The organism is Vibrio sp. Vb2960 (assembly GCF_033337665.1).
Taxonomy (GTDB): domain Bacteria; phylum Pseudomonadota; class Gammaproteobacteria; order Enterobacterales; family Vibrionaceae; genus Vibrio; species Vibrio alginolyticus.
Genome location: NZ_JAWORD010000009.1, coordinates 22064 through 46463, shown reverse-complemented (window position 1 = coordinate 46463; position 24400 = coordinate 22064). Strand labels below are relative to the sequence as shown.

The 24400-nt window shown below is 45.2% G+C and carries 23 protein-coding genes; 5 read left to right on the top strand and 18 right to left on the bottom strand.

Annotated features, from left to right (window positions below; translation table 11 throughout):
* Window positions 1–12: 12 nt before the first annotated feature.
* Window positions 13–297, top strand: a complete 285-nt coding sequence (locus R7O03_RS09670) for a putative quinol monooxygenase (protein WP_005384942.1) — start codon at window positions 13–15, stop codon at window positions 295–297.
* A 70-nt stretch (window positions 298–367) separates the two neighbouring features.
* On the opposite strand, the gene R7O03_RS09665 is transcribed toward R7O03_RS09670, so the two are convergent.
* Together R7O03_RS09665 and R7O03_RS09660 are read right to left on the bottom strand one after the other, a co-directional pair.
* Window positions 368–2047, bottom strand: a complete 1680-nt coding sequence (locus R7O03_RS09665) for a mechanosensitive ion channel family protein (RefSeq protein ID WP_005380681.1) — start codon at window positions 2045–2047, stop codon at window positions 368–370.
* A 191-nt stretch (window positions 2048–2238) separates the two neighbouring features.
* Window positions 2239–2679, bottom strand: a complete 441-nt coding sequence (locus R7O03_RS09660) for a YcgN family cysteine cluster protein (RefSeq protein ID WP_005384948.1) — start codon at window positions 2677–2679, stop codon at window positions 2239–2241.
* Between the two features lie 188 nt (window positions 2680–2867).
* On the opposite strand from R7O03_RS09660, the gene R7O03_RS09655 reads away from it, so the two are divergent.
* From R7O03_RS09655 to aqpZ, 3 genes are all read left to right on the top strand, one after another.
* Window positions 2868–3116: a GlsB/YeaQ/YmgE family stress response membrane protein gene (locus tag R7O03_RS09655; protein ID WP_005380625.1), complete on the top strand. Its 249-nt coding sequence runs from the start codon at window positions 2868–2870 to the stop codon at window positions 3114–3116.
* Window positions 3117–3253: 137 nt separating this feature from the next.
* The gene (locus R7O03_RS09650; protein WP_017820793.1) at window positions 3254–3502 is read left to right on the top strand and encodes a YkgJ family cysteine cluster protein; all 249 of its coding nucleotides are present in this window, start codon (window positions 3254–3256) and stop codon (window positions 3500–3502) included.
* Between the two features lie 229 nt (window positions 3503–3731).
* Window positions 3732–4430, top strand: a complete 699-nt coding sequence (gene aqpZ / locus R7O03_RS09645) for an aquaporin Z (RefSeq protein ID WP_005384951.1) — start codon at window positions 3732–3734, stop codon at window positions 4428–4430.
* A 51-nt stretch (window positions 4431–4481) separates the two neighbouring features.
* Here the strand turns inward: aqpZ and recR are convergent, their stop codons facing one another.
* The 7 genes from recR to R7O03_RS09610 all read right to left on the bottom strand — a co-directional run bounded on the left by recR (window position 4482) and on the right by R7O03_RS09610 (window position 10227).
* A complete protein-coding gene (recR, locus tag R7O03_RS09640) occupies window positions 4482–5081 on the bottom strand; it encodes a recombination mediator RecR (protein WP_005380619.1) in 600 nt (199 codons plus the stop codon).
* A gap of 30 nt (window positions 5082–5111) precedes the next feature.
* The gene (locus tag R7O03_RS09635; protein ID WP_005380618.1) at window positions 5112–5441 is read right to left on the bottom strand and encodes a YbaB/EbfC family nucleoid-associated protein; all 330 of its coding nucleotides are present in this window, start codon (window positions 5439–5441) and stop codon (window positions 5112–5114) included.
* An 82-nt stretch (window positions 5442–5523) separates the two neighbouring features.
* On the bottom strand, window positions 5524–7629 hold the full coding sequence (gene dnaX, locus R7O03_RS09630) for a DNA polymerase III subunit gamma/tau (RefSeq protein WP_258616189.1): 2106 nt from the start codon (window positions 7627–7629) through the stop codon (window positions 5524–5526).
* Between the two features lie 8 nt (window positions 7630–7637).
* The gene (gene apt / locus R7O03_RS09625; protein ID WP_005380615.1) at window positions 7638–8183 is read right to left on the bottom strand and encodes an adenine phosphoribosyltransferase; all 546 of its coding nucleotides are present in this window, start codon (window positions 8181–8183) and stop codon (window positions 7638–7640) included.
* A 162-nt stretch (window positions 8184–8345) separates the two neighbouring features.
* Entirely contained in the window at window positions 8346–8732 is a 387-nt protein-coding gene (locus R7O03_RS09620) for a YbaN family protein (RefSeq protein WP_374041424.1), read from the bottom strand.
* Window positions 8733–8765: 33 nt separating this feature from the next.
* Entirely contained in the window at window positions 8766–8897 is a 132-nt protein-coding gene (locus R7O03_RS09615) for a hypothetical protein (protein WP_005380608.1), read from the bottom strand.
* 223 nt (window positions 8898–9120) lie between these two features.
* Complete coding sequence (locus R7O03_RS09610) at window positions 9121–10227, bottom strand: response regulator (RefSeq protein ID WP_005380606.1); 1107 nt, start codon at window positions 10225–10227, stop codon at window positions 9121–9123.
* Between the two features lie 289 nt (window positions 10228–10516).
* Between R7O03_RS09610 and R7O03_RS09605 the strand changes: the two genes are divergently transcribed.
* Complete coding sequence (locus R7O03_RS09605) at window positions 10517–11392, top strand: LysR family transcriptional regulator (protein WP_005384959.1); 876 nt, start codon at window positions 10517–10519, stop codon at window positions 11390–11392.
* Between the two features lie 66 nt (window positions 11393–11458).
* Here the strand turns inward: R7O03_RS09605 and purF are convergent, their stop codons facing one another.
* The 9 genes from purF to R7O03_RS09560 form a co-directional block, all read right to left on the bottom strand.
* The gene (gene purF, locus R7O03_RS09600) at window positions 11459–12973 is read right to left on the bottom strand and encodes an amidophosphoribosyltransferase (protein ID WP_005380592.1); all 1515 of its coding nucleotides are present in this window, start codon (window positions 12971–12973) and stop codon (window positions 11459–11461) included.
* A 36-nt stretch (window positions 12974–13009) separates the two neighbouring features.
* Window positions 13010–13501 carry a CvpA family protein gene (locus tag R7O03_RS09595; protein ID WP_053349562.1) on the bottom strand — a complete coding sequence of 164 codons (492 nt, stop codon included), beginning with the start codon at window positions 13499–13501 and terminating at the stop codon, window positions 13010–13012.
* Window positions 13502–13562: 61 nt separating this feature from the next.
* Entirely contained in the window at window positions 13563–14156 is a 594-nt protein-coding gene (locus R7O03_RS09590) for an SPOR domain-containing protein (protein WP_017820797.1), read from the bottom strand.
* A gap of 14 nt (window positions 14157–14170) precedes the next feature.
* Window positions 14171–15433, bottom strand: a complete 1263-nt coding sequence (folC, locus tag R7O03_RS09585; protein ID WP_017820798.1) for a bifunctional tetrahydrofolate synthase/dihydrofolate synthase — start codon at window positions 15431–15433, stop codon at window positions 14171–14173.
* Between the two features lie 46 nt (window positions 15434–15479).
* Window positions 15480–16406, bottom strand: coding sequence for an acetyl-CoA carboxylase, carboxyltransferase subunit beta (gene accD, locus R7O03_RS09580; protein WP_005380583.1), 927 nt, complete (start codon window positions 16404–16406; stop codon window positions 15480–15482).
* A gap of 197 nt (window positions 16407–16603) precedes the next feature.
* Window positions 16604–17398 (bottom strand): tRNA pseudouridine(38-40) synthase TruA, encoded by a 795-nt coding sequence (truA, locus tag R7O03_RS09575; RefSeq protein ID WP_053304165.1) that lies wholly within the window; start codon window positions 17396–17398, stop codon window positions 16604–16606.
* A 142-nt stretch (window positions 17399–17540) separates the two neighbouring features.
* Complete coding sequence (locus tag R7O03_RS09570; protein WP_318131686.1) at window positions 17541–21980, bottom strand: FimV/HubP family polar landmark protein; 4440 nt, start codon at window positions 21978–21980, stop codon at window positions 17541–17543.
* A gap of 197 nt (window positions 21981–22177) precedes the next feature.
* Window positions 22178–23191, bottom strand: a complete 1014-nt coding sequence (locus tag R7O03_RS09565) for an aspartate-semialdehyde dehydrogenase (protein WP_005380562.1) — start codon at window positions 23189–23191, stop codon at window positions 22178–22180.
* The gene (locus tag R7O03_RS09560; RefSeq protein WP_005380560.1) at window positions 23188–24321 is read right to left on the bottom strand and encodes a 4-phosphoerythronate dehydrogenase; all 1134 of its coding nucleotides are present in this window, start codon (window positions 24319–24321) and stop codon (window positions 23188–23190) included. The genes R7O03_RS09565 and R7O03_RS09560 overlap by 4 nt, the downstream gene beginning before the upstream one ends.
* Window positions 24322–24400 lie beyond the last annotated feature (79 nt).

Here is a 24400-nt window from a genome sequence, read left to right as displayed (position 1 = left end):
AGAGTAAACATTATGATTCACTTGACGGCTACCTTTCATGCACAACCGGGAAAAGAACAAGAGTTAAAAGAGGTACTTACCCGAGCGCTTGAACCTACTCGCAATGAAGAAGGTTGCGTTCGTTATCAATTGTTCCAAGATAAAGACAATACATGCCACTTCGTTTTTCAGGAGCAATTTAAAAACCAACAAGCATTTGAGCTTCATGGTAAAACAGAACACTTTGCTCTTTTGATTAGCCAGATCGACAACTTGTTAGAATGCGAGCCGAAACTGGTGTTCTTTAACGAACTGTAACTATAGCGCTAACCGAAGATCAAAAAAGGCACTCTATCTAGAGTGCCTTCCACTAGTTGTGGACCTGTGATTAAGCGTCTTGCTTCTCCACCATATGCAAATGCACATCTTGTTGTGGGAAAGGAATCGAAATACCTTCTCGGTCGAAGCGTAGTTTCACTTCTTTAGTCACATCCCAGTATACATCCCAGTAATCATCCGTTTTTACCCAAGGACGCACAATAAAATCTACAGAAGACGTATTTAATGTATGAACTTTGATCATTGGCTCTGGAGTGCGAAGTACCGAAGGGTGAGAGGTAATGATATCAGACAATACTGACTCCGCTTTTAAGAGGTCATCCGCATAGCCAATGCCAAACACCATATCCACGCGGCGAATGCGTTCATGCGTGACGTTCTTAATCACATCTCCCCAGATTTTGCTGTTAGGCACAATAATAATTTGGTTATCAAACGTACGGATTGTGGTGTTCACCAAACTCATATGGCTTACCTTGCCATCCACACCGCCAGCATACACAAAATCACCAACATCAAATGGGCGATAAATAAGCAGCATCATACCCGCCGCGAAGTTGGATAACGTGTCTTGCAACGCGAAACCAATAATCACACCAGCAATACCGAAACCGGTTAGGATTGGCGCTAGGTTCAAACCAAGCTGAGATAAGCCCACCATGATACCGATCACCCACACGAATTTGCCGGACATCGAGATAAAGAAGTCCTGCATCAAGTGGGAAAGTTTTAAGTTTTTCGATGCAACTGCCTTACGGACCACTTTGCGCGTTAACTTAGCCAGTCCGCGAGCGATCAATAAAATCAGCGCAAAAACAAACAACTGGAAGATATGCTGCGGTGCATTCTCGGCAAACCAATCCAGTGCCGAGTTGGACCAGTGACTCAGTATTGACCACACAACTTTGGTATTCAGTAAATCATGGGTGATATTACCCGTCACTTCAAAAATTTGGCGTTTGTATTCAGACGTTTCTAAACCGACTTTATCACCAATTGAAATCAGGTTGCGTAAGCTTTCTGTCGCAATATTTAGCCTTTGTTTAGTAATGAGCTGACTAAGTTGCAACGACGCTTTTTCCGACTCTGGGCTAGACGAAAGTTGGGAACCAATGATCTCACTTTGCTGACTCAAGTACTCAATTGAAGCAGACAGTAAGCGCATACGTTTATCAATTTTATCTTTTAGTTCCGCTTCTGCGCGCTCGTTTTGGGCCCCTAGCTCCTTCAACCAAGCGAGATTTTGCCAGCTCGAATCGAAGCTAACATCAAGATAACGCTGTAGCTCTCGATAATCATTAACAAGAGCAAGCTTCTCTTCATCCTTAGCCTTATTTAAATCCTCGACGACTTTCTTTATTTTTTCCGATAGATAGTTCGTCGCGTCCTCAGAGTATTGTTCTTGTTTTTTAACTAGCAAGATCAGCTTGTCGCGAGAGATAGTTTCACGTTCAATCGCTGACGCTAACTGGCTTCTTAATTCTTCATTCTTTTGGAATAGTTGCAGTTGAAGGGCATCACGCTCGTCGCCACTCGCTTGCGAGAGGCTTTGGGATAAATCCACAATCTCTCGGTTCAAGTTGTCAATCGAGATTTCGGCAGCAGAAGGCTCTTGGATATCGTCAGTAGCAGTCGCATGAACAGCCATTGGGGAGAACATAATGACGGCAAGTGCGAATAATGTCACCCAAGATGTCAGGCGCAGTTTCTGGGGGAAATGAAACGTCATGTTTACCTCATAGGGAACAATCCTGATCAAAACAATCAGGAATAGAAGTGTAAAGCGTTGAAATCATACTCCTAAGTTTACAACACTAAATAATAAACTGAGCAGCATTTCGTTAGCGAGACGTCAAAGTTGGGAGCCCCAATAGCAAACAAGCCTTTCATTTAATCAATGAAAGGCTTGTTTTTATTCGACTAAGGACGGTTGGGATGATTTAAAATATGGTCTTCCCAATCCACCACATCAATCTCGTAAACAACTTTGTTACGGACACTTTCCCCTGCCGCATGCATTGCGGACTTAGAGCCGGTAATCAACGGATGCCATTCTGGTAAAGGCTGCTTTTCAGCCAACAGACGGTAAGCGCACGTGTGTGGCAGCCAAGTAAAATCGTCAATGTCTTCTCGGGTCAGCTTGGTGCACTCTTCACCCGAAGTGAAACGGTTTGGGTAATCCTTACACGAACACGTTTTACTGTTCAGCCAGCTACAAGCCACATTGGTATAGTAGATTTCATCGGTATCTTCATCCATAAGCTTATGCAAACAACATTTGCCACAACCATCACAGAGAGATTCCCATTCCTCTTCTGTCATCTGCTCTAACGATTTACTTTGCCAAAATGGAGTGCTCATACTTCAGGTCTCACCAAGGGAATTTAGGGGGCGATTTATACTCTTCTCAACGCAAAAGTTCAAGTTTTGAGAAGATCTTGCATCCTTCCCACATAACGGTGGAGATATTCAACTACTTTCGTTTTACTGTTCTATCCTTAAACAAGTTTCCATTACTCAATTGATCAAGAAGGCATTAAGGAGTTTTCATGGGTATTATTTCTTGGATTATTTTGGGCTTAATCGCCGGCGCACTTGCTAAATGGCTCATGCCAGGAAAAGATGGGGGCGGTTGGATTGCAACAATGTTACTTGGTATTGCAGGGGCATTTGTAGGTGGCTTCCTTGGCGGCATTCTCGGTTTCGGCGGAGCCACTGGCGTCAACATTGGTAGTATCATTACCGCAACACTAGGCGCATTTATTCTGTTGTTTGTTTATAACCGTTTCTTAAAATAATCACGATGATTTAAAAGCAAGAAACCAAAAAGGGAGCGTAATGTTAAGCGCGCCCTTTTATTTTTTTCTTTCTTCACTCTTCCAATCCACGTCAAAATGACCATAATTGCCCCCTTAATTTTTAAGAGGTTTACATTATGGATTGTCGATTAGGATGTGGAGCGTGCTGTATTGCGCCAAGTATCTCTTCACCAATACCTGGAATGCCCAAGGGCAAACCTGCAGGTGTTCGTTGTGTGCAACTCAACGACGACAATTTGTGCAAGCTATTTGGTAAGCCTGAACGCCCTAAAGTCTGTCACGATTTTAAACCGTGTCCGATTGTATGCGGCAACACCAATCAAGAAGCACTCGACAACATCACTGAATTAGAACAATTGACGTAATGCGACTCTAGACCACACGTTTAAAGTTAGTACCTCGGTTGTTTCTCTCCGAGGCAGTAATCAAAGCAAACTCAAGATTTAGCACTTTCCCCCTCTGCTTTTTATCTCACCCTTGAGAACTCTTGCCACATAGCGTTCCATTTGCGGTTTTCGCGCGTTCTCCCTCACAATTTATTGACAATTCTCGACTATGTTCAGCGGGTCATTTAATTAAAGATCAGGAAAGAACATGAATAAGTATTTGGCTGAGGCTTTTGGCACGTTCTGGCTAGTGTTAGGCGGCTGTGGTAGCGCGGTGTTGGCTGCGGGTTTCCCTGAAGTGGGTATTGGTCTGTTGGGCGTTTCTTTGGCATTCGGTTTAACCGTTCTGACGATGGCATTTGCTATCGGTCATATTTCAGGTTGTCACTTGAACCCTGCAGTGACAGTTGGCCTTTGGGCAGGCGGTCGTTTTGAAACAAAAGACGTTGCTCCCTACATCATCTCACAGGTTATCGGCGGGCTTATCGCAGGTGGCGTGCTTTACGTTATTGCATCTGGACAAGCAGGATTCGATGTTGTGGGTTCTGGCTTTGCCGCCAATGGTTATGGTGAACACTCTCCAGGCCAATACTCGATGATCGCTGCACTTGTGACTGAAGTTGTCATGACGATGATGTTCCTGATTGTCATTATGGGTGCAACAGACAAACGTGCGCCACAAGGCTTTGCACCTATCGCAATTGGCCTGTGTTTGACTCTCATTCACCTGATCAGCATTCCTGTCACCAATACGTCAGTAAACCCTGCTCGTAGCACGGCAGTCGCAGTATATGTGGGTGACTGGGCGGTTTCTCAGCTATGGCTGTTCTGGATTGCTCCTATTGTGGGTGGCGTGCTTGGTGCGGTTATCTACAAAAACCTTCTTGGTAAAGAATCGAACGATTAATCGTTCCTAACTCCCAAAATCAAAAAAGCCGCTGAATTCAGCGGCTTTTTATTAAATTCTGTGTCGACCTAATAGCGAATGTGACAACGTCGTGCCATCAACAAGCTCTAGCTCCCCACCGACAGGCACACCATGCGCGATGCGGCTGGCATCAACTTGGTGCTCTTTACATAGCTCTGCGATGTAGTGGGCAGTGGCTTCACCTTCAACTGTTGGGTTTGTCGCCAAAATCACTTCGGTAATATCACCGCGACGTAAGCGGTAATCAAGGACATCCAATCCAATATCACTTGGACCAATACCATCTAATGGCGACAAATGCCCCATAAGAACAAAATACCGACCAGAATATTGGCCTGTTGCTTCAACGGCTGCGATGTCTGCCGGGCTTTCTACCACACAAATTTGACCATTTTCTTGGCGTTTTGGGTTGGTACAAATGTGACAGACTTCTTCTTCGGTGAAGGTTCGACACTCAGTACAATGACCTATTTCTGTCATTGCCTGACTCAGCGCATCTGCAAGCTGCAAACCGCCTTTTCTATCGCGCTGTAACAAATGAAAGGCCATACGCTGCGCTGACTTGGGGCCAACCCCAGGTAGACAACGTAAGGCCTCCATCAATTGCTCCAGCATATGACTGGTACGCATTAAAAGTCCGCTTAATTAAATATCAGCAGATTAGAATGGCATTTTCATGCCTGGTGGTAGTTGCATACCGCCAGTTACAGAAGCCATTTTCTCTTTTTGAGTTTCTTCAACACGACGGGCTGCATCGTTGAACGCCGCAGCGATCAGATCTTCAAGCATTTCTTTGTCGTCTTCCATCAAACTTTCATCGATGTCAACACGACGTACGCTGTGACTACCAGTGATAGTAACTTTAACTAGGCCAGCACCAGACTCGCCAGTTACTTCCATATTCGCGATTTCTTCTTGAAGCTTTTGCATGCGATCTTGCATTTGCTGGGCTTGCTTCATTAGGTTGCCCATACCGCCTTTACCAAACATGTTTATCTCTCTGGTTTAATGAGGTGTTGCATCAATTAATGGGGTTATACCTTTGGGTTTTCAACCCCATTCCATTCGATTATTAGATAGGGCGCACACTATCTTTATCAAGCTCTGCAGCAAAACGACGTTCAATAAATTGAACATTTGGATCGTTTTCTAAACTGTTCAGCGCTTGCTGTAATTTCTCTTGGTAGAGCCTATCTCTCAGTTCAAGTGGTGTTTCTCCACTCTCCCCTATTTCGATGCTCATGTGGCACTCTTCACCTAACACGGTATTAAGTGCTTTGAGCAATTCGGCTTGAGCTCTATCAGTATTCAAATGAGCTTGGCTGCTTCTCAATAGTAACGAAACGGTTGTTCCTTCCTTACTATAATGAGAGTTTAGCGCAAGTTGCTCTACCAGCTTAGGGATCTCCATTAAGCTGATGAGCTTCGCCCATTCATTATGTTCTAATGACTCATCGATGAGCTTTTGTGCCATTTCAGGCGTTTTCTCATGCTCAAGTGCCTGCTTGAGCTGCGTAGGTGTCAGTTTTGTATTTACTTTTGTCTCAACAGGCTTGCTTGGACGCCAGCGATACGCTTCCTCAACTTGTGGCTCCGTCGACTTCGGAGCTGAGTTTGGCGACACCTGCGCGGAATTGCCATGCAATTGCGCTACTCGGTCGATAACCGATTCTGGTTGTGCAGATGCCGCTTTAGGCTTTTTTGAGCCACCATTTTGAGGAGTGTTCTGTTGTAGGCCTTGACGCTGAGAACGTAATTGGTGACGTAAACCGCTTAGACCACCGCGCGCCGGTGTTGAAACGCTCTCTTGCACTTGTTGAGGTGGCGTTTCATGCTGCGGTGCAGGGTTTTCGCTCATCGGCGGCGCCATATCATACTGTGGCGGAACCGTCTCATATCCACTCGCGTGATATTCAGGTTGTGAATTGGATGAAGGTTGAGGCGCCACTTGTGGTGAGCTTTGTGCTGGACTCGGCTGCTGAGCTCGAGGAGCTGCTACTGTCCGAGCTGGCGCAGCCTTTGGTTGACTGGTACTTTGAGCCGGAGATGACGCTGGCTCGCAGTTACTAGAAACAACATTTGCCCCACTGTTATTTGATGGGCGGAACGCCATCATACGCAGCACAATCATTTCCAGACCGACTCGCCCATTTGGCGAGAGAGTCAAATCTTCACGACCTTTCAATGCAATTTGGTAGTAAAGCTGAACGTCTTGCGGACTTAGTGCTTTACTCAACAACTCGATTTTTTCTGCATCTGGCTGCGCTCGGTCTAGCGACGCTGGCAGCGCTTGATACATCGCAATTCGATGAAGCTGTGTTGCGACTTGCTGCAACAAACCATCCCACTCAACACCATTTGCTGCTAATTGCTGGATTTTATCCATGGCTGGTTGAGGTTGCTTGCTGCTGATTGACTCTAGTAAGTGAATCGCTTGGTCGGTATCAATCGTCCCCAACATGTGGCTGACAATATCGGTTTGCACCGCACCGTTACCTAAAGCAATTGCTTGATCGGTCAAGCTGAGAGCATCACGCATACTGCCATCTGCAGCATGTGAGATCATACCCAACGCTTTTGGCTCTGCTGAAACTTGCTCTTGACCTAGGATGTAATCAAGTTGCTGGTGAATATCATCAACGCTGATTGGTTTCAGATGAAACTGAAGACAACGCGACAATATAGTGACAGGCAGCTTTTGTGGATCAGTTGTTGCGAGTAAGAACTTCACATACTCTGGCGGCTCTTCCAGGGTTTTCAACAACGCATTGAAAGAGTGACGCGATAGCATGTGCACCTCATCGATGAGGTACACTTTAAAACGTCCACGAGCAGGTTTGTATTGAACGTTGTCTAACAGTTCACGAGTGTCTTCAACTTTAGTACGTGATGCTGCGTCGATTTCAAGAAGATCGACAAAGCGACCTTCATCAATTTCACGACAAGTATCACAATTACCACAAGGTGTCGCGGTAATGCCGGTTTCGCAGTTCAAGCCTTTGGCAAACAGCCTACCGATACTCGTTTTACCCACACCACGAGTCCCGCTGAACAGATAAGCATGGTGTAAACGGTTTTGCGCCAGTGCGTTTTCCAACGCCGTCAGGACATGTTTTTGTCCGACAACTTGGTCAAACTGATTAGGACGCCATTTTCGCGCTAAAGCTAAATAACTCATTGAATGTATTAATGTCCTTCAAAATCGCAGATGCTGTACACGTTTAGACCTAGTGCTTCTAAACGTTTATCGCCACCGATTTCTGGTAGGTTGATAACGAACGCAGCGTGCTCAACTTCACCACCCAGTTGGCGAATCAGCTTAGTCGTCGCTTCAATAGTACCGCCCGTTGCCAATAAATCGTCGACAACCAGTACTTTGTCGCCTTCAACGATGGCATCTGTATGGATTTCTAGTGTATCAACGCCGTATTCAAGCTCATAAGATTGAGCAACAGTAGGGCGTGGTAGCTTGCCTGGTTTACGCACTGGTACAAAACCAACACCTAGCTCAAGCGCTAAAGGCGCGCCAAATAGAAAGCCACGGGCTTCCGTACCCACAACCTTGGTAAAGCCCATATCTTTGTAACGTTCAACAAGTAAGTTGATCGTCGCTTGGTATGCTTTCGCGTCTTCAAGAAGGCTCGTCACATCACGAAATAGAATGCCTGGCTTTGGGTAGTCTTGGATGCTTTTGATGCTAGATTTGATCAGTGAAATTGTTTCTGTAGTCATAATACCGATTTACTTAGATTGGCTCATCGCCCTCTCTAATCGCAGTATCACGAGGGCAACGAACAATAGGTTTTCACCACTATGTGCTTATTTTCGTAAAAGTCACAGGCGCTGAAAATACAAACGCCCACTCGAAGAGCGGGCACACTATTCTCTACAATCTTAGTGATTTTCTTCTCGGTCAGCAACCAACTCAATCACAGGCAGACGCATAAACCAGCTGAGTAAAACGATTAGCATCACTAAAAGACCAATTTTTACCCAAACGAGGGGGACAACAACGATTGAAACCATGAAACTAAGCGCAATAAAAATCGCACCACGCTTTTTTACTTTTGAAGTAACAGCCCGATGCTTATGCCAATTGTCGAGAATTGGTCCAAACGTTTTGTGGTTATGTAACCATTGATGAAATACGGGGCTACCACGCATAAAACATGCGCTAGCAAGCAAAATAAAAGGTGTTGTGGGTAACAGTGGAAGGGCTATGCCGGCTATGCCGAGCACAATACAGAGTCCACCAACAGTATTGAAAAAGTAACGCTTAATACGAATGGTGAACTCCGGTACAAAATAGCTAGATTAAAAGCCTGCGTAACCATTCATTACACGAAGCCAGGTTAGCGTTGCAGGAAGTGTTGGGATCAAAAGAACTGCAATAAAACCTAAAAAGTAAAAAATATTATAAGGCTCTTTAAAATCTTTGTCTGCCATGATGTGTCTTCTCACTAGTTGACTTTGCTTCTCCCAAGGCACAGCGTTAAATTATCGTTGCACAAATGGGTCATTATTGTTTTAAGCGCTGACTATACATTAAACAGCCAAATCTAAACACCAGTAAAAAGTAAGGTTATTGAACTAAACGTATGTTGTTTTGGTGGTTCTAAAAAGATAATAAGCAGCGTCAGGACGCTGCTTATTGGTTTGCAAGTCATAATTATACTAGTCGGGATTTCCGGGTAATACTTAAACTAAAACTTGAAGAACCTAAACACCCAATAGATAACTGTCCTGCAACACTAAGCGGTAAATCGCGGGTGATGAAGTTTTTCATACTTCCTCCCCCTAAACGGTTACCTGCTGCGATGTGTTGATTCGTATTTCCGTCAGACCAATGGCTATCTAAACCCGCAGGCAATATAGAGACCGAGGATGAAGCGAGGTCGGCGACACCAAACACAGCATTGACTGCACCCGCACACTCCGAACACTCAATTCCTTTTTCAATGATCCCTACCATGTCCTTGAGATCAGCACTGAAACTTTTCAAGTTACGGAGATAATCGTCAAACAATGCCCTAACGAGCAATGTCGTCGCAACTCCATCATTAGCTTGGGAAGCAGAATCAACGAGATAAAACGCAAATTGACCATTCATTAACCAACGATAATCGAAAACCAAGGGCATCACATCCGTCGATTGCAATAAACGGTACGAGCAGCGCCAATCTCCCTGAGCAGCATCCTTCTCTGGCAATAGAGCTTGCAGTAAATCTCTTGCCGCACTCGGATTCTGTTGCAAATATTCCAGATGCCAATACAGCTCTTGTTCATCCGGGATTTCACCACCATCATCAACCCTGAACCACTGACTTGAAAAGTCACGTTGTTCTGAGAAGTGGCTATCGGTATCTTCTAGCGTATTCTCTATCGCCTGAGATAGGTGCTCATAATTACCTATCGGTTTAGGAAGAAAATCTTTAATACCAAATCGCAACGCTTTCGCGACATCGGACATTTCATCCGTGCCTGATACCACGATAAGCGGCATATATGGATATTCGAGACTAACTTCTTCGACGAACTCGATACCATCTAAGACCGGCATCGATAAATCACATAAGATAAGATCGGGTTGGCATTCCCTGAGTTGTTGAAGCGCTTCTAGGCCGTTTTCTGCTTCTACTACTTTAAAACCCTGACTTTCTAAATAGGCATTGGTTACTTTACGAAATATTGGATCATCGTCCACCAACATTATTAGTTTTTGATTAATCACTTCCTGTGCCGAGACCATTGCCGTTTGACTGTGAGTCTTAAACATACCTTTATCCCTCACAAAGCTCAGTCAAAAAAACAGATTTATTATTAAGTCATTATTTTTGTTGTGTTTACTTCCAGCAAAACGTGTCACAGCAAGACCTGAGGCCGCTTCGCCTTGTTATAAAACTTAGCTCGGAAACTGCATTAATACAAATATTACGGCGTATAACAGTATTTACTCAAACAGGGTTGCTGTGTTCAAATGATGCAACATGTTGACTTAAAGCAAGCTTTGATCACAAAGTTAATTATAAATTAACCGTAATCGGTAATTTAATGTGTCTGGAAATATGAAATTAGATGACTTAAACCTGTTTCGACTGGTTGTCGAAAATGGGAGCTACACCGCAACTTCGCGAAAAACCATGATCCCGGTTGCGACCATCACCCGACGCATTCAAGCGCTAGAAGACTCTGTCAATCTTCGACTATTGAACCGTCATGCTCGCAAACTCTCGCTCACTGAAGCAGGGGAACGTTTTTACCATGAGTGCTCTCCTTTACTACAAAGGCTAACAACCGCAGCAGAGGAAATCACTGACGACTGCCGAGGAGCATCCGGCAAGATTAAGATATCCGCGCCTTACAACTTAACTAAACGAATGATGATGCCGATGTTCAACAGCTTTATGAAGCAGTACCCGGACATCAACATTGAGCTAACGACAGAGAATAATGCGGACAAGCTTGACCCTACTGAATGGGATGTAATTTTTCGAGTGGGACCGCAACGCGACTCTAGCCTCATCGCGCGTAAGATTGGCGAAGTGAAGGATATTCTCGTTGCAAGCCCTGACTATCTAACCTCGAATCCTGCGCCACACCATGCAGAAGAGCTATCTAACCATTCATTGCTAAAAGGGTACCCACTTATTAAGTGGACCTTGATTAATAGCAAAGGCGAGTCTGTGGTGAATGTTGATCGTGGTCGTTTTCAAGCAAACGCGCTCAATGTGGTGCGCAGCGCTTGTTCCGAAGGTTTAGGCATCACACTAATGCCAGATGTCATGATCAAAGAGTACATCGAGAGCGGCGATTTGGTACGCGTACTGCCAGATTGGAGTGCAAACCCGCGCGACATTTATATGCTTTACAACCACAAAGACCACCTGCCAGAGAAAGTTCGCCTCTTTATTGACTTTGTGATCGCTTATAACATTCACTAACTAGATAGCGAAAACAAAAAACCAGAGCCGAAGCTCTGGTTTTTTTACGACTTAAGAAAGCGGATCCTATGCGCCTTCGTTATGAAGCTCTAGGTTTGCTAAATCCTGTTGGATTTCAAGTTGTGTTTTCGCATCATCATTACGAAGACCATCTAAGAAATCTAGGTATTGTTGGTCGATATCACCCGTTACGTATTCGCCGTTAAACACGGAAGTATCGAACTGAGTAATGTCTTGGTTTCCAAGACCTACCGCCTCTACCAAATCTTCTAGACGTTGATAAATAAGCGCATCGGCACCAATCTGCTTACAAATTGTATCGTTGTCACGGCCATGGGCAATAAGCTCTGTAGCACTTGGCATATCAATGCCGTATACGTTCGGGAAACGAACTTCAGGAGCCGCTGAGACCATGTACACTTTCTTGGCACCAGAATCACGAGCCATCTCAATAATCTGCTCTGACGTTGTACCACGAACAATAGAATCATCCACCAGCAACACGTTCTTACCTTTGAATTCCGAACGAATAGCATTCAACTTGCGACGTACTGATTTCTTACGTTGTTGCTGGCCAGGCATGATAAAGGTACGTCCAACATAACGGTTTTTCACGAAACCCTGGCGATAAGGGATATCGATCGCTTGAGCGATTTGCAGTGCAATGTCGCAAGACGTTTCAGGGATAGGAATGACAACATCGATATCAAGGTTTGCGTAATCTTCACGAATACGTTCGCCCAGCTTTTTACCCATTTCAACGCGAGCGCTGTATACCGAAATTTTATCGATGAACGAATCCGGACGAGCAAAGTACACGAACTCGAAAATACAAGGGTTAAGCTTAGGATTATCTGCACACTGCTTCGTGTAAAGCTCACCGTCAAACGTTGCGTAAATCGCTTCACCAGGTGCAACATCACGGACGAAATCAAAACCGACCGCATCCAATGCCACCGATTCAGACGCAACCATGTACTCTGCTCTGCCGTTAACTTCACGCTTACCTAAACACAGCGGGCGAATACCGTGTGGGTCACGAAATGCAATCATACCATGACCAATGATCATGGCGGTCACAGCATAAGCACCGCGAATTGTGCGATGAACATTGGTGACTGCGCGGAATACGTCTTCGGTCGTGACATTTCCTTTTACTGAGTCAATTTCGTGCGCCAGTACATTTAGTAACACTTCGGAGTCTGAAGTGGTATTGATATGACGGCGATCTTTTTCAAACAGCTTCTGACGAACTTCGTTAGCGTTGGTCAAGTTACCGTTGTGGGCAAGTGTAATACCGAAAGGAGAGTTTACGTAGAAAGGTTGAGCTTCTGAAGCGCTTGAACTGCCTGCTGTAGGGTAACGAACATGACCAATTCCGACCTCGCCTTGCAGGCGTTGCATGTGTCTTGCTTCAAATACATCCTTGACTAAACCGTTCGCCTTACGCAGACGAAAACGATTGCTTTCTATGGTACAAATACCAGCGGCATCTTGGCCACGATGCTGTAACACCGTTAACGCGTCATAAATAGACTGGTTTACAGGCGTTGTGCCCACGATTCCAACAATACCACACATGTCCTAATCCTCGATTTGCGACAGTAGCTGGCACTACTAGATAGCGCCAGACAGAAAACTTGATGTTGCTTGTAAATGCTCGAAGAATGGGGCGATGATACGGCTGAACTCAGGGATCAACTGTGAATCTTTCCACCAATCCGAGCTTGGGAATGCAGTAAACGCATCCATAAAAAACAGCACCGCAGAAACAATTAAGACTCCGCGTAGACCACCAAATACAATCCCGAGAATTCGGTCCGTACCTGATAGCCCTGTTTTTTGTACCAGTTGACCAATGACGTAATTCACCACTGCACCAACTACCAAGGTTGCGACAAATAACGCCGCAATCGCCGCTCCGTTACGAAACATATCATCTTCGATGTTGGTGAAGTACACCGCCAATTTGGCATAGTAATTACTGGAGATAAAAAACGCTCCAAACCAAATCACCAAAGACAAAGCTTCTTTAGCAAAACCGCGAACTAAACTGATCAGAGCTGAAAATCCGATCACACCTAAAATGATAAAATCTATCCAATTCATCTTTTCTTCATCTTAAGTTGGCGCGCATTTTAACAGAAAAAATGCTGACGCAAACGTTTTCTTATGGATTTAATGGCTTAAATTTAAGCAATTGACCTTTTGAACCTGTAATTTTTTGTAATTCTTGAACTTGTCGTTCAAGTTTACTTTTTGACACATCAGGGCCAACAATCACTCTCGTAAACTCGTTTTCTTTCTTTGTGTGAGCTTGATAACCACGCTTTTGCAAATCCGCGACAAGCGCGACAGCATTTTCGTGATTCTTAAGTGCCATCAACTGAATGATCCAAGCTGAATCTTCATATTGATTTTTCTCTTGAACAGGACGAGTGACGACCTCAACTTGCTCTGGTTGTTTGATGACCTCAGGTTTAGATGTTGGCGCTGGCTCGGGCTCAGAAACGGCTACTTGAGCATCCTCACGTTCTTGCACTACAGCTTCAACCGGAGAATCCGGTAACGTAATGTCGTCTTCCACTGGCTCTAATATTTCGAAGTTTTCCACATCACTATCAAGTTCTGGTTTGATAGGAATACTGGCAAATTCTTCTTTGTAGTGCAGTTTCTTACCATCTAGCACATCGGGAAGAACAATGACTCCGACTGCGACTAGAATGATGGTGCCGACTAAACGACTTTGGAATTTACTTGCCATCAAAATACCTTTACTTATTTATTATTTGATTGCCAATGTTCCAATACCTCTCCGACGGTATGGAATGAGCCAACCACCAGAATAACGTCTCCTGTCTTTGCGTGGCTTCTCGCACTCTCGAAGGCGTCAACAGGGTTTTCAAAATGAACTTGCCCATCAGGTAAGTATTGGCACAATTCATCAGCGGTCGCCGCTCTCGGTCCAGTAAGCGACGCTGGATACCATTGTGTTGCAACTGGAGTTAGAGCTTCAATGGTTGCTTTAATGTCCTTGTCATGCAGCATTGCAACCACAATATGGATATTCTTACCCAGATATTGTTGCTTCACTCTTTCTACCAAATACTCAGCAGAGTGCGGGTTATGAGCGACATCAAGGACTATTTCAGGTTCGTGATGCAGTACTTGCATACGCCCCGCCAAACGCGCATTATTCAAGCCATTGACAATATTTATGTCAGTGATTTGCAATTCCGAAGCCCCTAGTGCCATCAGTGCAGTGGCTGCATTTTGTAATGGTAGCGATGGGATTGGTAAATCCTCTAACTCAAATGCCCCACTGCTCCATTTCCAACCATTATCAGTTAGTTGGTAATCGTACTGAATACCTACTTGGAAGAACTCAGAACCAATATCGTCAGCATGAGCCGCCACGGTCGCTGGTGGCGTCGGTTGACCACAAATTGCTGGCTTCCCTGAACGGTAAATGCCCGCTTTTTCAAAACCAATAACATTGATGTCATCACCAAGCCAATCCACATGATCGATCGCTAAGCTCGTAATAACAGAAACATCATGGTCAACAACGTTAGTGGCGTCTAGACGGCCGCCAAGTCCTACTTCAAGTAAGACAACGTCAACTTTCTCTACTTGGAAAATACGTAGCGCAGCAAGCGTACCGAATTCAAAGAGGCTAAGGCTAACATCACCACGCTGCTTTTCTACATAATCGAATGCTTCACAGTGCTTGGCATCTACAACGTCAACGCCATTAATGCGTACACGCTCGTTGTAACGAATCAGGTGCGGAGAACTATAAACACCGACTGAATAGCCAGCATCAAGTAAAATGGCTTCCATTAACGCACACGTTGAGCCTTTGCCATTGGTTCCGGCAACGGTGATTACGGTTGGAGCTGGTTTGGTAAGATTGGCTTTGTTTGCTACCGCTTGGACACGGTCTAAGCCTAGATCAATTGCTGAGGAATGAATATTTGCTAAATAATCAAGCCACATCTCTAATGAAGATGTGGCTTGAGGAATTGGGTTTTGGGTCATCTAACTTTAACCATTAAATTCTTTGGTTTTTATGTTAGTTGATACTTTACCCTTTTTCGTCCGCTTCTGGTACAGAATATGGCTCTTCATTTGGAGATTCGTTAACCGAAACCACCAAAGGAGACTTGTGGTTAGTCATCTTAGCGATAAGACCACCCACACGCTGACGCATTTCACGACGGTCAACGATCATATCAATAGCACCGTGATCAAGTAGGAACTCACTACGCTGGAAACCTTCAGGAAGATCTTCACGTACAGTTTGCTCAATTACACGACGACCAGCAAAGCCAATGAGGGCCTTAGGTTCACCGATGTTGATATCACCTAACATAGCCAAACTTGCTGATACACCACCCATTGTAGGGTCAGTTAGAACAGAAATAAACGGCAGACCTTTTTCTGATAAACGCTCAAGCGCAGCACTGGTTTTTGCCATTTGCATAAGAGACATTAAAGCCTCTTGCATACGAGCACCACCACTTGCTGAGAAACAAACAAGCGCACAGTTATTTTCAATGGCTGCATCCACTGCTTTCACAAAGCGAGCACCAACGACTGAACCCATTGAACCACCCATAAAGGAGAATTCAAACGCACACGCCACAAGCGGCAGACCAAGCAATTCACCCTGCATCACAACTAGCGCATCTTTCTCACCGCTATTTTTTTGTGCAGCAGAGATACGCTCTTTGTATCGCTTAGAATCTTTAAATTTCAGTTTATCCTGTGGCTCAAGTTCAGAACCTAATTCAACTCGATTACCTTCATCTAAAAATGTTTCCAAACGACGACGCGCTTTCATACGCATGTGATGGTTACACTTTGGACAAACTTCTAAGTTACGCTCTAGTTCAGCATGGTATAAAACCTGTTCACAAGAGGTACATTTAGTCCACACACCTTCTGGGATAGAAGCTTTGCGTGAACTTACTAGATTGCTTTTCTCTAAAATCTTTTCAAGCCAACTCATGGAAGACCTTTTCTCTCAACTCTTCCGCTTCATTGCGAAAGATATAAATTCGACATAATACCGACGGATTAAACCATATCTTGCAGCTACTGTAGATAAAAAACTGGTTGTACCTATTTTTGATATCGTAAATAGCGTATGTTTTCCGTTCACATTCAATGTAAACACTACCGATATTTTAAAATAAGTTTGTAAAATTAGTTCAAATTATCTGGTAAAAACAGTGGACCGATCGGCACTTCAGGTAACCCAAACTCTTCTGGGTAGTCTACATCTACCAGGTACAGACCTTCCGCTTTCGCTGTCGCACCCGCTAGTTTGCGATCTTTGGCGTCTAATAACCACTTGATCCATTCAGGACTCTCTTCGCCACGTCCAACTTTTATCAAGCTACCTGTGATATTACGAACCATATGATGCACGAACGCATTGGCTTTAATATCAATAACCACATAGTTTCCATGGCGCGTAACGTTCAGGTGCATCAAGTTTCGAAATGGGCTGCGAGACTGACAATGCGCCGCGCGAAACGACGTAAAATCATTTTCGCCGAGTAGGAACTGCCCTGCTTCATGCATTTTTTTCTCGTCGAGCTCACCATGATAGTGACTAACCCCCGAGTTTAAGATGCCTGGACGTAAAGCATGATTGAAAATAATGTAACGATAACGGCGCGCTGTCGCTGAGAATCTTGCATGGAAATCATCTGAAACTTCCTTAGCCCAACGAACCGCTATATCGCTCGGCATGTTCGCGTTTGCGCCCATGGTCCAAGCTACCATTTTTCGAGTAACGTTGGTATCAAAGTGCACAACTTGTCCCGTGCCATGCACGCCTGCGTCTGTCCGACCAGCACACTGAACTTCAACTGGGTGATTAGCGACGACGGACAATGCTTTCTCTAGCTCTTCTTGGACACTTTTCACTTCTCTTTGGCGCTGCCAACCAAAGTAGTTTGTACCGTTGTACTCGATACCTAATGCGATTCTCATCTTAACCTTCGAACTCTAAAATGGGGCGGGAAGTATATACTCAAGTCACCTCAAGTTGCCAGTTTCACCAAGGGTGACATAAAGGTAGCATCCTACTAACGGGACACAAAAAGGGTAGCAAACGCTACCCTTTTGTTTCGGTTTATCGGCCATTAATGGCATCAATCAGGCTTTTTGCTTCGCGGCGAATATCATCCTCACCGTAAACAATTGCCTCTTCTAGTAGTTTAATCGCCCCTTGAGAATCGTTCATCTCGAGATAGATTTTAGCCAAATCCAGTTTCCCAGCCGCTTCAGCATTGTTATCTACGTCAATATCGCCGATCTCGCCGATAACATCTGGAAACTCGTTCAATCCGACATCGAGCTTAAGGTCTTCTTCTTCGAACTCACCACCTTCTCTGTCGACCTGAGCCATCAATTCATCAATCGTCATAAATTGATTTTTCTTCGGGTCGAAGTCATCCAAGTCGCTTTGCTCTGCCCAGTTTTCTTGCGCGATCTCTGGCTGACTTAGTGCATCACTCGAATTCCAAACATCACGCTGGTCCTCAGGCACTTCTTCAGTAGAACTTACGTTATCAGCGGCGGGTTTAAAGCCATCCCAATCATCTCCAACATCAAGCATGGTTTCAAAATCCATACCTGCACTTGCGATGGTGTCACTGTCTAGTTTACCTTCAAATACTTCTGAGTTTGCGTCTTCCGCAAGAAGGTTAGCCATTGATGATTCATCATCCAAATTACTGAGCGGCTCACCCTCTGTCGCTGTTGGCTGCACTTCTGGGTCAGTATCAAAGCCGTTTTGCTGCGCAAATACTTCAAACAAAGCATCATGATCGTTATCGGCTTGAATAGCTGGTCTCGATGTCTCTGCTTCAACCTTAGGGCTCTCTGGCGCACCCTCGTTCATTGACGCGAGAACATCTTCCTCATTGAACTCTGGAAGATCTTGGTCGTCAAAACTTAACTCTTCATCCTCACCGGAGATTGGTTCTATATCTGCAGTCTCAGAGCTCGGTAATTCTGGCTCTTCTTCCATCGACGCCAAGGCATCTTCTTCGCTGAACTCTGGCAAATCGAGCTCATCAAAATTGAACTCTTCTTCGGACTCAGCTGGCAAGTCGGCTTCAACCTGTTCTGGCTCAACGGACTCGGACGTTTCTAACGCAGGTTCGCCAGCCATAGACGCCAGTGCATCTTCTTCACTGAACTCTGGCAAATCGAGCTCATCAAAATTGAACTCTTCTTCGGACTCAGTTGGCAAGTCGGCTTCAACTTGTTCTGGCTCAACGGACTCGGACGTTTCTAACGCAGGTTCGCCAGCCATAGACGCCAATGCGTCGTCTTCACTAAACTCAGGAAGATCTAGCGCATCAAAATTGAATTCATCTTCTGATTCAGTTGGCAAGTCGGCTTCAACTTGTTCTGGTTCAACGGACTCGGACGTTTCTAGCTCCGGCTCATCCGTCATAGACGCCAATGCGTCTTCTTCACTGAACTCAGGAAGATCCAGCTCGTCAAAATTGAATTCATCTTCTGATTCAGCTGGCAAGTCGGCTTCAACCTGTTCTGGATCAACGGACTCGGACGTTTCTAACTCCGGCTCATCCGACATAGACGCCAATGCGTCTTCTTCACTAAACTCAGGAAGATCCAGCTCATCAAAATTGAGCTCTTCTTCGGACTCGGTTGGTAAGTCAGCTTCGACTTGCTCTGGTTTAACGGACTCGGACGTTTCTAACTCCGGCTCATCCGCCATAGACGCCAATGCGTCTTCTTCACTAAACTCAGGAAGATCCAGCTCGTCAAAATTGAATTCATCTTCGGACTCAGCTGGTAAGCCTGCTTCAATTTGTTCTGGTTCAACGGACTCGGACATTTCTAACGCAGGTTCGCCAGCCATAGATGCTAGAGCATCTTCTTCGCTGAATTCTGGAAGATCTAGCTCATCAAAATTGAATTCTTCTTCTGAATCGTTGGTCGACTCAGTTTCCGGCTCCAATTCAGGCTCATCCAGTAGCCAATCTTCTTCTTGTGGAACACCGAATTCATTTTCTATTGTATTTGGTGTCGGCGTGAAGGCTGGAATGTCTTCCTCTTGCTCAACGTGAGGCTGTACCTCAGTATCGGACTCCACGGATGGTTCTTGTGTTGAATCAGTATCGGTAGCCTCTTGTTGTAGTGATGAAGCTTCCTCTATCTCCGTTTGTGTTTTTTCAACTTGCTGCGGTAAATCGTCTTCACTATCAAATAGAGCGTCAAGTTCAGCAGAAAAATCCGCTTTTTCTTGTTCTGTTGGCAGAAGTTCTTCACTGTCTGACTCAAATAGGTCGTCTAGCTCGCTCATTAAAGGATCATTCTCTGGTGAGAGGTCCTCTAAATCACCAAGAAATTCATCGCTACTAAATGGCTCTGAAGCAGCCTCTGGCTCGGTTAATGGTTGCTCTTCTGCAGCTTGTTGCGTGTCTGGTTGGCTTTCACTTAATAAAGCGTCGATGTCCAACCCAGACTCAATGTCCTGATCTTCATGAGTTTGTTCTGACTCAACTACGGAAGATGGCTTTTCGTCGGCGTCTGGCTCACCAAAACCAAGTGATTTCAGTAACTCTTCCTCTTCCGATTTATTCTGCTCTGGGCTCTCGTCCTCTCGAATCAGATCATCAAACGGATCTAAATCAGCTTCAGTCTCTTCATCAAGTTCAGAGGTAACATCATCAATGAGTTCATCCAGTAAGTCTGTGCTATCTGCGTCTAACTCTTCGATCGAGTCATCACCTTCAAAACCAGAGATTGCTTCTAGCTCGTTTAGTGGATCAAACTCGTCTGTGTCATCTTCATCAAAATCAATGAGTTCATCGAGTAGCTCTGTACTGTTTTCATCTAGAACAGGACCTTCATTGGCGTCAGCTTCTCGAACTTCCGATTCGCTAGCCGGTTGTTCATACTGGGCCAATAGCTTATCGATATCGTCGTCAGATGCCTCTCCTACACTAAAGTCATCATCCGACACAGGCTGTTTTAACTCAGGCTCATCAGTATCTAAATCGAAGTCATCGTTGCCAAGTTCAGCAAACAAGTCATCAAGCATATCCTGGTCGACAGTGTCACTTGGTAACTCTTCTGACGGCTCATCGGCTGCAAGTAACTCGGCAAATGCGTCGTCTGAAAGCGAGTCTGATTTCTCATTCGTATCATCCGAAAGATCGAAGCCAGACTCATCGTCATCGAGCACTTCTAGTTCTGGAGCAACCTCATCTAAGGCTCGCTCCATTTCTTCTAAACCAAGCGCTTTTTCTTCGCCGTTGACTTGGATACCATTGTTCGATGATTCAAACTCATCCAGACCAACATCTAGGTCGCCGTCATCGCCAATATCTGCAAATGGGTCATCGTCCCCTTCCAGATTGAAATCAAGTTCTTCATCGTCGAGGTTAGCAAAGACGTCTTCTTCTAAATCTGACTTCTCTTCTTGTAAAGACTGTGTGTTGATATCTTCATCTGCAAACAATTCATCATCAAGCGTGAGCTCTTCATCAAGCTCATCCGCCGCCGCTAAACCGATTGGCGCCGCAAGAGGATCAACGTTTTGCTGTTCCTGTGCAGCCGCATCTTCCTCTTTCGCTTTAGAGCGTCGACCAAGAAGCATAACAACTAGCAACGCAATCAAAGCACCAGGAATTAATGCCGCAAGACCAACAAGCCAACCATTCGACAAAATTTTGTCCATGGTGCTTGGTTGCATGCGTTGTTGTTCAGCAAGGCGCTGGCGTTCTTCAGCAAGCAGCTTCTCGACTTCTGAGCGAATGCGTTCTTCGTCATTCAGCTCGCTTTTCAAAGTTTCGACTTCGCTTTGCACTTCTGACAGCATCAATCGAAGACGATGGTTCTTCTCTTCTAATGAGTCTAATTCACTTTGTGAGCCTTGAAGTTTGTCCTTTAGCGCACTGACCTGCTTTTCACCCTGCGGAGAGGTAGTTACTGGTGGCGCAGGGATGACGGGTATTGTTTTCGGAGTTGGTTTTGGCTCCGTTGCTGCCACTGTCTCTGGCTTAGCCGCAGGCTTGGGTTCTACTTTAATTTGTGGCTTTGGTTGCTCGGTGACTCGTTGTGCTGGCGTCGCTCTATTTGTCGGCTTCGGCTGTTTTAACTTAGCTTCATGCGCCTTCATAATCGCAACAGCTTGCGCTGTGGTCGCGCTTTGCACTTGCTCTAGAGAAGGTACTCGTAGCCGACTCCCTGGGATCAATTCATGAATGTTTTGGTTCTCAAACGCTTGAGGGTTAATTCGGTAAATGGCAAGAAGCGTTTGTTGAACGGTAACACCGCGTGAAGGTCGTAATTCTGAAGCGATCGACCATAGTGTTTGATTTTCACCAGTCGGACCAAAGAAACGTGACGGTTGAGTATTCGCAGGAGGAGCAGGTAATGCTCGCTCAATATCTTCAGCATAGCTCGGAGATGATTGCACTTCACCAGACGGTCCAACAAGACGAATTCCTTCGGCTTGAACCACTGATGATGTCTGAGTCGCGCTCATCAACACAAGGGCTGCTAACAAACGCTTATAATTTTGACGCATAGAAGGCTCAGTTTTGTGCTAGATACAATTTGAAATGGTGATCGGTTAAATATATCGGATATCGCATGCAAAACTATAGCGTTGAGAATAAAAAATGTGTTGCTCTCGCCATATTCGTACTAATCTCACACTATTTTGTTTCGTTCGTACAAAAAAGCCTCGCACTGTGCGAGGCTTTGAAATGAACTGTAAGCGACTTAGTAGTAATCGCGGATCAGAACTTCTGCGATTTGCACCGCGTTAGTTGCCGCGCCTTTACGCACGTTATCAGCAACAACCCACAGGTTTACGCCGCTATGATGGCTGATATCGTTACGGATACGGCCAACCATTACATGGTCTTTACCGCCCGCATCGCGAACTTGTGTAGGGAAGTCTTCACCGTGGAACACTTCGATACCGTCAGTTTGTTCAAGCAAGTTAACGACTTCTTGTGCATCGATAGGTGAACGAGTCTCAATGTGAAGTGCTTCTGCGTGACCGTAGAATACAGGAACACGTACACACGTTGGATTGACTGTGATTGATGGATCGTTAAAGATCTTCTGTGTTTCCCACACCATTTTCATTTCTTCTTTGGTGTAGCCGTTTTCCATCATTTGATCGATTTGTGGAATACAGTTAAACGCGATCTGTTGAGAGAATTGCTTCTTGTCTGCAGGCAGACCGTTTAGCAGCTTCGCCGTTTGACCTGCTAGCTCATCGATACCCGCTTTGCCTGCACCAGACACCGATTGGTAAGTTGATACGTTAATACGCTCAATACCCACCGCATCGTGAATTGGTTTTAGTGCCACCAGCATTTGGATGGTTGAACAGTTCGGGTTCGCAATGATGTTACGGTTACGAAACTCTGCAATCGCTTCTGGGTTTACTTCAGGCACAACAAGAGGAATGTCGTACTCGTAACGGAAGTGTGATGTATTGTCGATAACAATCACGCCTTCATCAGCGGCAATTGGAGCCCACTTGGCTGATAGCTCACCACCAGCAGAAAACAGTGCGATATGCGCTTGAGACCAATCGAACTCTTCTACGTTTTGAACGCGTACCGTTTTACCATTGAAGCGATAAGTCTTGCCTTCGCTGCGCTCACTCGCGAGTAGGAAGATTTCGCCTACTGGGAATTTGCGCTCTTGAAGCACATCCAAAATTGTTTCACCGACCGCACCGGTCGCACCTAAAATGGCAACATTATATTGCTGGCTCATTGACTTACCTCAATCTGAAAACCTAGTTCTGCTAATGGAGCAAGGTTACATGTTTTGTTACCCACTAGCGTGACAGCGCTGTATTCACGGCGATCCCAGTAGTTTTTACGCATCAGGTCAAAAGCGCCTGGCTTACTGATTTCACGGCGGAAAAGAGCGTCATCTCTACGCACATCATAGATTAACTGCGTAATGTTATGCAGTGTTGCTTCGTCCCAAGCTCTGTCCAATACCATAGTAGGAACAGGCGCGGTTGGCAGTAAATCGCTGGCATGCGCACGTAATTCGTTATTTAAGAACTCACAGTAGCTGTTGAAAATCATCGTTGTACCGCGAGCTTTCCCTTCCAAGCCGTAGCCTGCAACGTGAGGGGTTGCGAATGCTAGCAGAGGCAGAAGCTCCATATCAACCTCTGGTTCAAATTCAAATACGTCGAGTGCCGCTGTAAAGCCATCGTTTTTCAAAAGACGTTGCTTCAAAGCAGCGTTGTCAACGATGGGACCTCGAGCCGCGTTAATCAAAATTTGATCGCTGCGGAGACCATTTAACACCTTCTCATCAATCAAATGATGCGTTGGGTATGGGCCATCTTTGGTGATTGGCGTATGTAGTGTAATGATGTCTGAGCTTTCAATCAGTTCTGTCAACGGAGTAAAGCTACGAGGATCACCAGCCTCTTGTTTGAATGGGTCATTGATCAGAACTTTAATACCCATGCCTTTCAAACATTTCTCTAGGTAGCTACCTACTTGGCCTGCACCAATAATACCTACCGTCTTGTCAAATACCGAGAAACCTTGTTGCTGAGCGAGCACCATCATCACGCTGAACGCGTATTCCGCCACACCCACTTTGTTACACCCTGGCGCCGCAGTGAAGAAAATGCCTTTCTCTTTTAAGAGTGCTTGGTCAACATGATCCATGCCTGCCGTGGCCGTACCAACAAACTTCAGCTTGTTTGCTTTGCTGATCAGGTCAGCATTCACTTTGGTGACTGAGCGAATCATTAGGGCATCAACATCCACTAAATCATCGGCGGTCAGTGTACGACCTGGTTTTAGAATTACGTTACCGAGTTGGCTGAATAGTTCTTCAGCATACGGCATATTTTCATCAACAATAATTTTCATAGCGCCAGCGTTCTAACATCCATTTGTAAGAGTTCGTTTATTCGCAAGATGCGAAACTAAAGCGATTGTGCCCTTTTCC